Here is a 14,871-nt window from a genome sequence, read left to right on the forward strand (position 1 = left end):
GTTACCGCATGATACACCTTTATTTGCGCAATTCTGCGTTATAGGCTGTTTCAAGCGCTGCAATGACACGCCCGTGAATAGTTGTAATTTCCTCATCGGTAAAGGTATGCTCCGCATGGCGGTATACGAGGGAAATCGCGACGCTCTTCTTATCCGCTGCGATGCGATCGCCTGTATAGATATCGAATACCCCTACGGATTCCAGCCATTCACCAGCCGCTTCCTTAGCCGTATCGACCAATCGGCCCACTTCCACGTTGCGGTCGACCACGACGGCAATGTCGCGATCGACTGCCGGGAACCGAGGGAGCGCTTTATATGCAATGCTGAAATCTGCCGCATCCATCAGCGGCTGCAACCGCAGCTCCGCCACGTACGTTTCGCCAAGATCCTTCTGACGTTGAATTTCAGGATGCACTTGTCCAATGATGCCGATATATTGCTCGCCTTCCGCACCCATCAAATACAGGGAAGCCGAACGCCCCGGATGCAGCCCCTGTGGACGATTCGCCTCGTATCGGATGCGGCCCTCCAGCCCCAAATACGAAGCAAGAGCATCCACAACGCCCTTCACATCATAGAAGTCAACCGCGTCGGAGCTGACATTCCATTGTGAATCGCTGCGCTTGCCGGTCATGAGAAGGCCAAGCGCCAGCTCTTCCTTCACCAAGGACGTCAATGTTTCCTGCGCCGTCAAGTACAAGCGTCCAAGCTCGAACGTCTTTACATCGTCATTTTTGCGGTTGCGATTATATGCCGCCACATCCAGCAAGCTAGGCAGCAAGCTTGTGCGCAGCACGCTCCGCTCTTCGCTCATCGGCATCGCCAAGCGGACCGGAACAGCCCCGTCGAGGAACGTCGGGAAAAGCTCGGTTTCAGCCGGATGCGTGAACGAATACGTTACCGCTTCGTGCAGGCCGTTATCCGTCAACACCCTGCGGATCGCACGGCGGATCATCTGTCCTTTGTTCAGATGTCCCGGTGTCGTCGGACCTTCAATGGCCGTCGTCGGAATGTTGTCATATCCATAGATGCGGGCCACCTCTTCGATCAGATCGACGGCGCGCGTAATGTCGCCGCGGCGGGATGGAACCTCTACATGAAAGACGCCGGCTTCGGGTTCGGCGGCTTCCAGCCCTAAACGCTGCAGAATGGACGTCACGTCTGCCGACGTCAGCGCCGTGCCGAGCATGCGGTTCGTTTTGTCCAACGTCAGCATTACCGTTCTGCGTTCATGCGGCTGTGCCGTCTCCTCGACAATGCCTGCGGCGATGGTGCCGCCTGCCAACTGGCGCATCAGCTCTGCCGCGCGATTGAGCGCCGGAATGACCGCTTCCGGGTTCACTTCCTTCTCGAAACGGAGGGACGCTTCCGAGCGGAGTCCCATTTGGCGCGATGTTTTGCGCACAACGCTGCCCGCAAAATGAGCCGACTCCAGCAAAATATTAACGGTGTCGCCACTCACCTCGGAATTCTCGCCGCCCATGACACCGGCGAGCCCGATCGGCTTGATGCCGTCCGTAATCAACAGCATATGCGGCTCAAGCTTGCGCTCTTGCCCGTCCAACGTAACGAGCGTCTCGCCTTCGGCCGCATAACGCACATCGATCGCGCCGTTGCCGCTTAATTTGTCCGCATCAAAAGCATGGAGCGGCTGCCCGTATTCGAGCATGACGAAATTCGTAATGTCAACGATGTTGTTAATCGGGCGCACGCCCGCCGCAAGCAGCCGATTCTGCAGCCAGAGCGGCGACGGCTTAATGCTGACGTTTGCAATGTAACGCGCCGCATACCGCTTGCATGCGTCAGGAGCGCTGATGCGAACGCTAATGGCTTCGCTTGCTTGCTCAGTTGATTCGGTGACCGTTTCTTCCGGCAGACGCACCGGACGGCCCAGCAGCGCGCCGACTTCATAAGCAGCACCGATCATGCTCAAGCAATCCGAGCGGTTCGGCGTCAAGTCCAGCTCAAGCACGTGATCGTTCAAGCCGAGAACATCGGCAATCGGCGTGCCAATCTCCGTATCTTCAGGAAGCACGAGAATGCCTTCCTGCATTTCTTTCGGCAGCAGCTTATCATTCATGGCCAGCTCTTTGGCCGAGCAGATCATCCCTTGGGATTCCACGCCGCGCAGCTTCGCGCGCTTAATCTTCATGCCGCCGGGCATGACCGCGCCGATTTGCGCAACAGGCACTTTCTGTCCCGCATCGACGTTCTTTGCTCCGCAGACGATTTGCAGTTGTTCGCCGCTTCCGGTGTCCACCTTGCATACATTCAATTTGTCGGCATCGGGATGCTTCTCCCGGGATACCACATAACCGACCACGATGTTGTCAAGCCCTTTATTTCTGTTCTCCACCACATCAATTTCAATTCCGGCGCGCGTCATCTTCTCGGCAAGCTCTTCCGCGGATACGCCGGTCAAATCGATATATTGCGATAGCCATTGGTAGGATACGTTCATGACCGTTCTCTTCCTTTCCCTTCAGAGGTTGTTCAAAAAAACCATTTTTTTGAACCTATATTTAGGTTACATACGAGCAAATTGTTGGAGGAATTTCATATCGTTCGTATAGAAGTGGCGGATATCGTCAACGCCGTATTTCAGCATCGCAATCCGCTCCACCCCCATGCCGAAGGCGAAGCCGGAGTATACTTCCGGATCGTAGCCGCCCATCTCAAGCACGCGTGGATGAACCATGCCCGCTCCGAGAATTTCAATCCAGCCGGTATGCTTGCAGATGCGGCAGCCGCTGCCGCCGCACTTCATGCAGGTAACGTCGACTTCCACGCTTGGCTCGGTGAACGGAAAGAAGCTCGGGCGCAGGCGGATCTGCATATGCGGACCGAACATTTCACGCGCGAATTGCAGCAGCGTTCCTTTCAAATCACTCATGCGGATGTTCTTGTCGATGACAAGTCCTTCAATTTGATGGAACATGAACGAATGCGTCGCATCATCATCATCGCGGCGGTAGACGCGGCCCGGGCAAATGATTTTGACCGGCACGTCGCCCTTCATCGCTTCCATCGTGCGAATCTGCACCGGAGACGTCTGCGTGCGCATCAAAATATCTTCCGTAATATAGAAGGAATCCTGCATGTCGCGCGCCGGATGATCCTTCGGCAGATTGAGCGCCTCAAAATTATAATAATCTTGCTCCACTTCCGGGCCTTCCGCCACGGTGTAACCCATGCCCACAAAGATGTCTTCGATTTGCTCCACCACTTTGTTCAGCGGATGGATTGCGCCTTGCGCCATTGTCCGGCCTGGCAGCGTGACGTCAATCGTCTCTTCCTGCAGACGGCGCTCCGTCTCTTCGCGTTGGAACGCTTCCTGCTTCTGTTCGATAAACTCCTCGATGGCGCCGCGGACCTCGTTCGCCACTTGGCCGATCAACGGACGCTCTTCCGCGCTCAAAGCGCCCATGCCGCGCAAAATCTCCGTAAGCGCCCCTTTTTTACCAAGAAATTTGACGCGCAGATCGTTCAGATTGTTCGCATCCTTCACTTGCTGCAGCTTCTCCAGCGCTTCGGCGCGCAGCGCCTGTAAACGCTCCTTCATGGTGTCAACCTCCCTATAGTTTCCATTCAAAATAAAAAGGCCTTCTCTGTCTCAAGGGACGAGAAGGCCGTGGTACCACCCTTATTAGACATCACGCGGCTCTGGCGTAGATCTGCTCTCCTGCAGCGCCGAGGCGCAACGTGCTGTCTCACTTGCTACGACGATAACGGGTCGTCACCGGGCACCTCTACTGGCTCAGGCGGGCTGCCTGCCGTTCAAGGCCCTGCTCCGGAGTGAATTTCGGCAGTCCGTCCTCAAGAAACGCTCTCAATCCTCGGCGTCTCCTCCCTGGTAAGCGGTGCTGCGTACTCGTCTCCATCTCGGCATTGCATGGATACAAATGTTGACTATAGTCAATGTCGATATGATGCATGTGTTGACTATAAACAATGCGTTACATTTCAAGTATTATAGTCAACCTGTGGACGATTTGCAAGCCTAATCCGACCCAATGTTGTTCTTGAACCGCGCGGAAAAGATAAAAGCGCACTTTAACGTCGCCACACACCCGCTGTAAACAGTGCTTATGCCCATTCTCCCATACAGTCAGAATAAACCGCAACGATAATGAGTTGTGCAGAAAAGATTTGGAATGAAGCTGCAATTAGATGTCCGTTAACCGAGATGCCCCTTGGGCATGCAGCCCCTGACGGAAAGGGAGAACGAAACAAAGTGGTGGACGTGAGCCCGCAGGGAATAGAACACCTTAATTTTTATTATGACGTATTATATAAAAATAAACGATTATATATTACACATCATTTAATATTTGTGATATACTACATCCAGGAAAAATAAACCAACGATCCATCCTGAAGGAGGAATTGAAATGGCATTACCAGTTGCCGTCAACGGCATGGGCCGCATCGGCCGGCTTGTGTTTCGACGGGCTATGGATGAAGCTGAATCACCGTTTTGCATTCGGGCAGTGAACAGCCTCTATCCGGCTTCCACCATCGCGCACCTGCTCAAGTACGACTCCATTCACGGAAAATGGAACGCGGATATTGCCTCCGAAGGCAATACGCTCATTATTAATGATACGCACATTCCGGTATTGGCAGAAGCCGATCCGGCAAGGCTGCCGTGGCAACAACTCGGCATTCATACCGCCATCGATGCAACGGGCAAATTCACGGACCGCCCAGGTGCTTCTAAGCATATTGAAGCGGGCGCGGAGAAAGTTATCGTCACCGCCCCCGGCAAGCAGCTCGACCTTACGGTCGTCATGGGCGTCAACGAACAGATGTATGACGACGAGGCTCACCGGCTCATTTCCGCCGCATCGTGCACGACGAACTGTCTCGCGCCGGTCCTGCACCTTCTCGATCGCTCGTTCGGCGTCGTCTCCGGCTGGATGACAACCATCCATTCGTATACCAATGATCAGAAGCATCTCGACAATCCGCATAAGGACCTGCGCCGCGCGCGCGCATGCACGCAATCGATGGTCCCAACGTCTACCGGAGTAGGCAAGGCGCTAGCCGGCATACTGCCGCATCTGGCGCCTGCCGTTCAAGGCATTTCCGTACGGGTGCCGACACCAGACGTATCGCTCGTCGATTTGACGGCCGAGGTGAAGACACCGGTGACGGCAGACGACGTCCGGCTCGCGTTCCTTCATGCGATCCGGGACGGATATGACCGTTATGTGGAATGGTGCGATGAGCCCCTCGTCTCGACGGACTTCATAGGCAACGACAAATCCGCGGTCGTGGACGGCTTGTCGCTCATCGCGCACGATCGGCACATCAAGCTATTGGCTTGGTATGACAATGAGTGGGCTTATGCGGCGCGGGTCGTCGACTTGGCCCGCCATCTGACTCAGGAAGGAGTGGAGAGCGCATGTCCAACAGCAGCAGCCCAGTAATGCTGGGCGTCATTTTATGCGAACGATGCGACAAGGTTCTGGAAGAGATCGATACAGAAAAAGTGACCGTCTACTACCATCGGTGCGATGATTGCGCCGCCAGTAATGAAATAGATCGAATCGGGGGAGACGTTTGATGAAATCGAATTGGATTAGTCATTTCCGGCATGGAGATGCCGGCATGAAGTCGCTGCTAGGCGGCAAGGGAGCCAATCTGGCGGAGATGACGCGCATCGGGCTGCCGGTGCCGCCGGGCTTCACCATCACGACGGAGGCGTGCCGCTCCTATTATGCGCTGAATCGGCTGCCAGACGGCCTGATGGATGACGCGCGCGCCGCCCTGCAGGCGGTCGAGCTGGCGCGCGGCCAGCAATTCGGGGACGCCGGCGATCCGCTTCTCGTATCCGTCCGCTCCGGCTCTGTCCATTCCATGCCCGGAATGATGGATACGATTCTGAATCTCGGGCTGAACGATGACACGGTTCAGGGGCTGGCCGCCGTCACGAGCGACGAACGCTTCGCCTATGATTGCTATCGGCGGCTCATCCACATGTTCGGCAACGTCGTGTTCGGCGTCGAGTCCGACGCATTCGAACGCATTCTCGCCGATGTGAAGTCCCAGTGCGGCGCCCAATCGGATCAGAACGTAACGGCGGACGGCTTCCGCGAGCTTGTCGGGCGCTACAAGCAATACTTGGAGGAAACGGCCGGCGCCCCGTTCCCGCAAGATGTGCACGTCCAGCTGCAATTGGCCGTCGAGGCGGTATTTCGGAGCTGGAACAACCACCGGGCACAGGTATACCGCAAGCTGCACCACATCCCGGACGACGAGGGCACCGCCGTCAACATTCAATCGATGGTGTTCGGCAACCGCGGCGCGGACAGCGGCACGGGCGTGCTCTTCACCCGCCATCCGTCGACCGGGTCGCGTGAGCTGTTCGGCGAGTATTTGACGGATGCCCAAGGAGAGGATGTCGTCGCCGGCACCCGGACGCCGCAACCGATTGCCAAGCTGGAGGACGACATGCCGGACCTGTATGAGCAGCTGATACAAGCGGCCGGGCAGTTGGAGCGCCACTACCGCGACATGCAGGACATCGAGTTCACGGTCGAGCGCGGCAAGCTGTTCATTCTCCAGACGCGGGCCGGCAAGCGGACGGCGCAGGCCGCCGTCGCCATCTCGGTCGCGCTGGTTAAGGAAGGGCTCATCACGGTGCAGGAGGCCTTGCTGCGGACGGATGTCGCGCAGCTGGAGCATCTGCTGCATCCGTCGATAGCGCCCGATGCCGCGGTTGACGCGGTCGCGTCCGGCCTGCCCGCTTCCCCGGGCGCCGCTTCCGGCCGCATCGTGCTCGATGCCGATGAGGCCGAGCGCCTGGCCGCCGCCGGCGAGCGCGTCATTCTCGTCCGGCCGGAGACGACGCCGGAGGACATTCACGGCGTGCTGGCGGCAGAAGGCGTCTTGACGAGCCGGGGCGGCATGACGAGCCATGCGGCCGTCGTCGCCCGCAGCATGGGGAAGCCGTGCGTCTCGGGCTGCGAGGACGTGTGCTTCGACTTCGGGCAGAAGCGCATCGTCATCGGGACGCGGACGTTCCGCGAAGGCGACCTGCTGTCCATCGACGGTACGACAGGCCGGATTATAGCCGGCGCCGTACCGGTCGTCGAGGCGGATATGTCGGCCGAGTTCCTGCAACTGCTGGAATGGGCCGACCGTGAACGCGAGCTGCGCGTCTATGCGAACGCGGATGCGCCGGAGGAGGCCGCCAAGGCGCGCGCGCTCGGCGCAGAAGGCATCGGCCTGTGCCGAACCGAGCACATGTTCATGTCCGCGCACCGGCTTCAGATCGTGCAGGACATGATCCTTGCGGAGACAGAGACGGAGCGCCGGAAGGCCTTGGCGAAGCTGCTGCCGATGCAGCAGGACGACTTCGAGGGCATCTTCGAGGCGATGGACGGCTTGACGGTCACGATACGTCTGCTGGACCCGCCGCTGCATGAGTTCCTGCCGAATCTGGAGGAGCTCGTCGTGCGGCAAACGGAGCTGATGGCGAAGGACGTCGGAACGCCGCAGGAGCGGCGCGAACTGGAACGATTAATCGCCAAAGTACGCTCCCTGCACGAAATGAACCCGATGCTCGGCCAGCGTGGCTGCCGCCTCGGCATTCTGTTCCCGGAAATCTATGAAATGCAGGTGGAGGCGCTGTTCCTGGCGGCATCCCGCATGCTGCGCCAAGGCGTGCGCGTGCAGCCGGACATTATGGTCCCGCTCGTCGGGCATGCTGCCGAGCTGCGTCTGCTGCGGGAGCTTATCGAGCGCACCGCCGAGCGGGTGCTCGGTCCGGAGCGCCGCAGCTGCGCCTATCGCGTCGGCACGATGATCGAGGTGCCGCGCGCCGCGCTTACGGCGGGCCAGATCGCGGAGCATGCCGATTTCTTCTCGTTCGGCACGAACGATCTGACGCAGATGACGTTCGGCTGCAGCCGCGACGACGCAGAGGGCAAGTTCCTCACCCACTACGTCGACCGCCGCCTGCTGGCCGCCAACCCGTTCCAAGTGCTGGACACGACCGGTGTCGGCCAATTGATTGAGCTCGCGGTGACCCGCGGCCTTGCCGCCAACCCGCAGCTGACGACCGGCATTTGCGGCGAGCACGGAGGGGATCGGGATTCCATCCTCTTCTGCCACGTGACAGGATTGGATTATGTCAGCTGTTCGACATACCGTATCCCGCTTGCCCGGATCGCAGCCGCTCAAGCGAAGCTGCTGCTCGGCAGCCGGAACGCTTCGCTGCATTCCGTGTCCGTGTAGAAAATGGATCATCGCTCCAATAAACAGGCGTCCGCACTCGCGGGCGTCTTTTTTTTGAAAATCCATGTAAACATCGCTGCAAAGCATACAAAGTTGGGATTAAAAAAGATGCGAGCAATCCTTATGGCTATAACAACCGCCTTTGCACGCACTCTTTCACCTACGAAAGGCCTTGAGACAGGTTTTCTGATCAAAAGGTAGAGTGCAGCAAAGGACGGAGCGAATCCCTTTTGTTCAGTTCCTTGAAACCAATGGGTGTTGAGGCCGAAACCTTGTTTATTTGAACGCGGGATGTGATACAATAAGCGCATGACGGCTTCAATGCCGTCTATCTTTCATACTATTGAAAGGGTTGGGTGAGGGGCTACGATGGAAAGAGGGTATTTCATTGGTCCGCCAAAAAGAACACTCGCGCGCGCAGGCGGATTCCGGTTCTTTGCCTAATGCGCCTTTACGGTCAACCGCTGGCGGGATGCGCCGGGAGCTGTTGGCCGGAGTCGTGTCCTTTTTTGCAATCGTCTATATCATCATCGTCAATGCATCGATATTGGCCGACGCCGGTATTCCGCAAGAAGCGGGCATAGTCGCGACCGTGCTCGCCTCCGCCGCCGGATGCTTCATCATGGGCTGGTGGGGCAAAGCGCCGATCATTCTCGTGCCGGGCATGGGGATCAACGCCATGTTCACATACACGCTCGTGCACGGTATGGGATTAACGTGGCAGCAGGCGTTGGCGGTTGTATTCATATCGGGCATCTGCTTCACGATTATCAGCTTCACCACGCTTGCTGAACAGCTGCGGGCGGCTATTCCTGATTCGCTGCAGGAGGCCATTTCCGTGGGCATCGGCTTAATGCTCGTGCTCATCGGGCTGCAAAAAGGCGGCGTCATCGTCTCCGATGCGTCGACCATCATTGCCGTGCAATCCTTCGGCGAGCCAGGCGTGTGGGTCACGTTCGCCACGTTGGCGCTGACTTGCATCCTGTTCACGCGCAAAGTGCCGGGCCATCTGCTGATCGCGATCATCTTCGGCACTGCGCTTGCTTATGTGACCGGAGCCGTATCTTCCGGCGCAACTAGTGCAGCCGGTGAAGGCAGAGCCGCGAACGAGGCGTTTTCCTGGGCGGTGTACGGCGACGTTTTCGGTCAGTTCACCTGGGAAGGCGTGTCCGCCGCTTCTATGGCTATTGCGGTGTTTTCGTTGACACTGGTCATCGTGTTTGAAAATGTCGGCTTGATTAACGCCCAATTGAACATGTGCCGCCGCCCCGAGCGCTTCCAGCGCGCCATGCAGGCGAATGCCCTGTCGGTCGTCACCTGCGGGATATTCGGAACGAGCCCGACCGTAGCTACGGTCGAAACGGCGGCTGGCATTTCGGCGGGAGGCCGTACGGGATGGACCTCCATCGTGACCGGGTCCTTATTCCTGGTTACGCTCGTGGCGCTGCCATTATTGACGTTCGTGCCCGATCAGGCCGTTGCGCCGATTCTCATCTTCATCGGCGGCTTAATGATGCCTGCCGTGAAGAAGATTCGCTTCGAGCCTATGGCCGAGGGACTGCCCGCGTTCTTCATCATCGCGTTCATCCCGCTCATGCACAGCATCGTGGATGGCATCGCCATTGGGTTCGTCAGCTACGCCTTGTTCCAAATCGCTGTCGGAAAGGCGCGCGAAGTAAAGCCGCTGTTTTACGTCATCTCGGTGTTGTTCGCGGTGCATTTCGTGCTGCAAGCACTATAATTATTGCTAACTGGGCGGCTTCGGATTGAAGCCGCCTTTGTTGTGCCGCGAAACACCGTTCACAGGTTAGATGTAGATGTAGATGTGGACGAACAGTTGATGCAATAGTGGAGAGGGAACGGCTCCAACTGCAATTATACATTTGAAAGCAGCCTTTTTACGTTTTTCGTCACACTGGACTGCAATCGTGCAGCTCTTTTTTGCGAAATCGCACAAATACTGGTAATACCTGCATTTCGAACTGCACATTCGCAGCTCATACGCCGAAAAGGGAAGCATTTCTCAACAACAACTGCACAAATGCAGTTCGCAGGCACCTCACCTGAACTTCGTCCAACAACATGGCACAACAGATGCCGAAATCGCCCTTTTGAGTGGAAACATTAGATGAAAGCAGGCCAGACAGTCCCCCAGTCATTCTGCGCATATGTCATGAAAATGGAGATGGACATCGTCCCTTTTTATCCGGTTGGAGCTTCCTGTCACTCTCCCCTTCATTCAGAGAAAACGAGTACTGCGTGCCTGAGGCGCTAGACGACGCGAGTGATTTAACTGTAATTACTGCAACAACTGAGATGCAATGTTACTGGAGACAGGTACACAGGAATTTATATTGCCCTCCAGAGGAGTGCCCCTTCTGACCGAGTGGGAGAATGCGGAGAAACACTTTGCAGTTAGTTAATCTAAGTTGAACTATATTTTTCTCCACGTTCGAAGCAAGTCCCATTGGACAAAGTACAACGGAATGTGCAAAGCGGGCGGATCAAGGACCAGTAGACTGTATTCTGTCCAGTGGCTCTGCTTTATTTTTACCGATTGCCGAAATAAAAGTGTCGAAGCGCTGGAGTTAATTCCAGTTAAACCTGCTGTAAAGAAGGATTCGATGCTCTTTCTGCTGCACAAAATCCAATGACGGGACCATGATTTAGCTGCACGGGTGGTCTTCCCTTACCTCTTTTTCACTTCGGGTGGACAGATTCTTCAACAAAATTTCTCATTATTCATTGATAATTCAAAAATAGTTGAATATACTGTAATTAAGTTAATAGCTAAAGCGGTTACATGAGAAATGGAGATGACCAATTCATATCTTTGCCTTGCGGCAAGGGTGTATGATATTGGATCATCTCTTTTTGCTTGCAGGGGGTGCGTAGCAGAAAAAAGTATCGTATTCTGAAAATATGAAAACGCATACAGATAATCCGGGGAGGAACTTTGGATGACACCATTTTGGGGAGAGTTAATTGGGACTTTGTTATTGATTGTATTGGGTGATGGCGTTGTGGCCGGGGTCGTCCTGCGAAAATCAAAAGCGGAAAACAGCGGCTGGATCGTAATCGGGTTCGGATGGGGACTCGCCGTGGCCATTGCCGTGTATGCAGTCGGGTCAGTTAGCGGGGCGCACCTCAATCCGGCCGTAACGCTGGGGATGGCGGCCATTGGCAAGTTTGCTTGGGATCAAGTTCCGCTGTATATTGCGGCGCAAATGATCGGGGCATTTCTCGGAGCCGTGGTCGTATGGCTGCATTATTTGCCGCACTGGCGGGCGACTGAGGATCAAGCGGCCAAGCTCGCGGTGTTCGCAACGGCTCCGGCCATCCGCAGCACAGGGTCTAATTTGTTGAGTGAAGTGATAGCCACGTTTATTTTCGTGTTCAGCCTGCTTGCCATTGGCGGCAATACATTTGCAGACGGATTACAACCATTTATCGTCGGCTTCCTTATCGTCAGCATAGGTCTTTCCCTGGGCGGCACTACAGGTTATGCGATTAACCCTGCACGCGATCTCGGCCCGCGCATCGCGCATGCCCTTCTGCCCATTGCAGGAAAAGGGTCTTCCGATTGGAGCTATGCATGGGTGCCGATCGTGGGGCCAGTCGTTGGAGGCGTTCTTGGAGCGCTTGCTTATTCGTTCATGTTCTAATATACCAATGATTTGCACACATTAATTGATGGGGAGGAAATTCAGATGGACAAAAAATATATTCTCGCTTTCGACCAAGGCACCACCAGCTCACGAGCCATGTTATTCGATCATTCCGGCGATATCGTCGGCGTGGCGCAAAAGGAGTTTACGCAAATCTATCCGCGTCCCGGCTGGGTCGAGCATGATCCGATGGAAATCTGGGGCACGCAGAGCGGCGTCGCGCGCGAGGTGCTGGAACGCTCCGGAATCCGGCCGCAGGAAGTGTCGGCCATCGGCATTACGAACCAACGGGAGACGGTTATCGTCTGGGATAAAGATACGGGCAAGCCAATTCACAACGCCATCGTATGGCAGGATCGCCGCACGTCCGGCATTTGCGACGACTTGGCCGCGCGCGGGCTGACCGAGCCGATTCGCGAGAAAACGGGACTCGTATTGGACGCATATTTCTCCGGCACGAAGGTAAAATGGATTCTCGACCACGTGGAAGGAGCTCGCGAACGGGCCCAGAAGGGCGAGCTGCTGTTTGGCACGGTCGATACGTGGCTCATTTGGAATTTGACGCGCGGCACGACGTTCGCAACCGACTATTCGAACGCATCCCGCACCATGCTGTACAACATCAACACGCTGGAATGGGACGCCGAATTGCTGGAATGGCTGGATATCCCGGCTGCGATGCTGCCGGAAGTGAAGCCTTCAAGCGGCATTTTCGGTTATACCGATGAGCATACATTCGGCGGTGCCGAGATTCCGATTGCCGGGGTGGCGGGCGACCAGCAGGCGGCGCTGTTCGGTCAGGCTTGCTTCGAGCCGGGCGAAGCGAAAAATACGTACGGCACGGGCTGCTTCATGCTGATGAATACGGGCGAGCGCGCCGTCGCTTCGAAGAGCGGATTGTTGACGACGATTGCCTGGGGAATCGACGGCAAAGTGAATTATGCGCTTGAGGGCAGCATATTCATTGCCGGAGCGGCGATACAGTGGCTGCGCGACGGGCTGAAAATGATCGATTCCGCTCCCGATTCGGAATATTATGCGGGCAAGGTGGAAAGCTCCGACGGCGTGTATGTCGTGCCCGCTTTTGTCGGATTGGGCGCTCCTTACTGGGATATGTATGCGCGCGGAGCGATTTTCGGCTTGACGCGCGGCTCCAGCAAGGAGCATATCGTCCGGGCGACGCTTGAATCGCTCTCCTATCAGACGAAGGATGTGCTGAGCGCGATGGAGGCCGACTCCGGCATTACGCTGCAGGCATTGCGCGTAGACGGAGGCGCGGTCGCCAACAATCTGCTGATGCAATTCCAAGCCGATATGCTCAACGTCAACGTTGAGCGGCCAAAGGTAACGGAAACGACGGCGTTCGGCGCAGCCAGTCTCGCAGGGTTGGCTGTGCAGTTCTGGAATATCGACGATTTGAAAAAGACTAAAAAACTGGACCGCACCTTCACTCCGCAAATGGACGATGCCAAGCGGAATAAGCTCTACAAGGGCTGGAAAAAAGCCGTAGAACGCACGATGGCTTGGGAGCGCGAGGATGAGGAAGATCAAGAGGAGGCTGGCGCCTCCGGCAATAAAGAGGAGATTCAAGCTTGATGTGTCATGGAATTACAAAGTTATTTACTTGATTTAATTCATTTACACGACCGTCAGCTCGTTAGCGAACGAACTCATCACGTCTGCTCAGAAAATGAGCCGTAGAATACCTCTACGGCTCATTTATTTTAACCTCCGAAACACTCATCAATAATGCCGGCGACACCAAAAAAGCTCAATAATGCCGAAAACACTTCCTCGCTTGCCAGTTTAAAAGCATCTTTTACTGCCCATTTGATCGACTCCCCTACTGACATACCTAAGTCTCTTGCAGCTTTAAATGCTCCCGACATCACCTCGACGACTTTCTTCACACCGCCGGCAGCTTTAATCGCATCCTTGATTTTAGTTACCTTTGCCGCCGGTATTGCTGCCCCTATTAAAGTTTCACCAATGGCAGCTACACAGCCTAAAATGCCCATAGGCTGATACCCATAATGTTCTACTATCCATTCACGTGTAGCTTCGTCACCTTGCGCAAGTACGCTATCGGGTATCTGTTCAATCATTCTGAGTCCCTGTTCCAGCTCTTGAAGCTTCTGTGCATCGGCAATTGTCATTTCAGCTGTTTGATGCTTCCCCTGTGCATTTGCGGATATTGGAAGGCTTAATGATGTAAAAAACAACGATACAGCTATTATAGCAGTAACACATACTTGCACCCTTCCTTTAATCATGAAAAAACCTCCTCTTCCAAATTATGTATTGCCATAATTTAGTGTATCATATATTATGATTGGAATAAATACAAATATTCTAGAGGTGAATTTTAACATGAAAAAAGAAACCCCCTATTATCTGCTTGCGTTATTTATACTTATGTTCACATTTTTCGACCGTTTTTTCATTGAAGACGAATCGATTAAGGATATAATAAGCATTGTCGGTTTCTTCCTCTTGCTCTCTATATTTTTTAGAGTCAGACACATTAAAAAAAGGGAAGACAATGCGAATAAACGCGATTAGGATAAAAGCAATTGCACAATGTACAGATATTGCAGCGGCTAGTCCCAGATAGACCATTGTATGATATTCCTTCAAGGTGGACGGCAGCACTTTCTTGCCCCAGCCGTTAAAACTCCCGTAATAGGCTGTCCTCACACCAGCATCTGCTTGCTATCTTTAAATTAAATTCCCCTTAAAAAATGAAAAAAGCCCCCGTATCGCCGAGGGCATGAACATTGCGTATCCGATTTACAAGGCGCTCTTGACTTGATATGTTTGTCCCGTGATTTCTTCGAACTGATCCGGAGTAATCTTGCCGAATTCGCAAAACTTGCCGATGTAAAGCGGCTCTTCCGGTTCGATTTTGTAAATCCCCATATCATAGTAGCGTTTAATCGTTGCGAACCAATCCATG

Annotated in this window: 10 protein-coding genes; 6 read left to right on the forward strand and 4 right to left on the reverse strand. The window is 54.9% G+C overall.

Annotated features, from left to right (window positions below):
- Nucleotides 1-19 precede the first annotated feature (19 nt).
- Both pheT and pheS read right to left on the reverse strand, forming a co-directional pair.
- Nucleotides 20-2,464 (reverse strand): phenylalanine--tRNA ligase subunit beta, encoded by a 2,445-nt coding sequence (gene pheT / locus JSQ80_RS04285; RefSeq protein ID WP_206094471.1) that lies wholly within the window; start codon nucleotides 2,462-2,464, stop codon nucleotides 20-22.
- A 66-nt stretch (nucleotides 2,465-2,530) separates the two neighbouring features.
- Nucleotides 2,531-3,565: a phenylalanine--tRNA ligase subunit alpha gene (pheS, locus tag JSQ80_RS04290; RefSeq protein WP_206094472.1), complete on the reverse strand. Its 1,035-nt coding sequence runs from the start codon at nucleotides 3,563-3,565 to the stop codon at nucleotides 2,531-2,533.
- An 829-nt stretch (nucleotides 3,566-4,394) separates the two neighbouring features.
- On the opposite strand from pheS, the gene gap reads away from it, so the two are divergent.
- From gap to glpK, 6 genes are all read left to right on the forward strand, one after another.
- Nucleotides 4,395-5,435, forward strand: coding sequence for a type I glyceraldehyde-3-phosphate dehydrogenase (gap, locus tag JSQ80_RS04295; RefSeq protein WP_206094473.1), 1,041 nt, complete (start codon nucleotides 4,395-4,397; stop codon nucleotides 5,433-5,435).
- Complete coding sequence (locus tag JSQ80_RS04300; protein ID WP_240463525.1) at nucleotides 5,411-5,572, forward strand: GapA-binding peptide SR1P; 162 nt, start codon at nucleotides 5,411-5,413, stop codon at nucleotides 5,570-5,572. Before gap ends, JSQ80_RS04300 begins: the two co-directional genes overlap by 25 nt.
- Entirely contained in the window at nucleotides 5,572-8,247 is a 2,676-nt protein-coding gene (ppdK, locus tag JSQ80_RS04305) for a pyruvate, phosphate dikinase (RefSeq protein WP_206094474.1), read from the forward strand. Before JSQ80_RS04300 ends, ppdK begins: the two co-directional genes overlap by 1 nt.
- A gap of 388 nt (nucleotides 8,248-8,635) precedes the next feature.
- The gene (locus JSQ80_RS04310; protein ID WP_206094475.1) at nucleotides 8,636-9,988 is read left to right on the forward strand and encodes an NCS2 family permease; all 1,353 of its coding nucleotides are present in this window, start codon (nucleotides 8,636-8,638) and stop codon (nucleotides 9,986-9,988) included.
- Nucleotides 9,989-11,207: 1,219 nt separating this feature from the next.
- Nucleotides 11,208-11,912, forward strand: a complete 705-nt coding sequence (locus JSQ80_RS04315; protein ID WP_206094476.1) for an MIP/aquaporin family protein — start codon at nucleotides 11,208-11,210, stop codon at nucleotides 11,910-11,912.
- 45 nt (nucleotides 11,913-11,957) lie between these two features.
- Nucleotides 11,958-13,511 (forward strand): glycerol kinase GlpK, encoded by a 1,554-nt coding sequence (gene glpK / locus JSQ80_RS04320; RefSeq protein ID WP_206094477.1) that lies wholly within the window; start codon nucleotides 11,958-11,960, stop codon nucleotides 13,509-13,511.
- A 128-nt stretch (nucleotides 13,512-13,639) separates the two neighbouring features.
- On the opposite strand, the gene JSQ80_RS04325 is transcribed toward glpK, so the two are convergent.
- A complete protein-coding gene (locus JSQ80_RS04325; RefSeq protein ID WP_206094478.1) occupies nucleotides 13,640-14,188 on the reverse strand; it encodes a hypothetical protein in 549 nt (182 codons plus the stop codon).
- Nucleotides 14,189-14,705: 517 nt separating this feature from the next.
- Nucleotides 14,706-14,870, reverse strand: a complete 165-nt coding sequence (locus JSQ80_RS04330; protein ID WP_206094479.1) for an XkdX family protein — start codon at nucleotides 14,868-14,870, stop codon at nucleotides 14,706-14,708.
- Between the last annotated feature and the right edge of the window lies 1 nt (nucleotide 14,871).

Origin of the sequence: Paenibacillus apiarius (genome assembly GCF_017052585.1) — a bacterium.
Classification (GTDB): Bacteria; Bacillota; Bacilli; order Paenibacillales; family Paenibacillaceae; genus Paenibacillus_B; species Paenibacillus_B apiarius.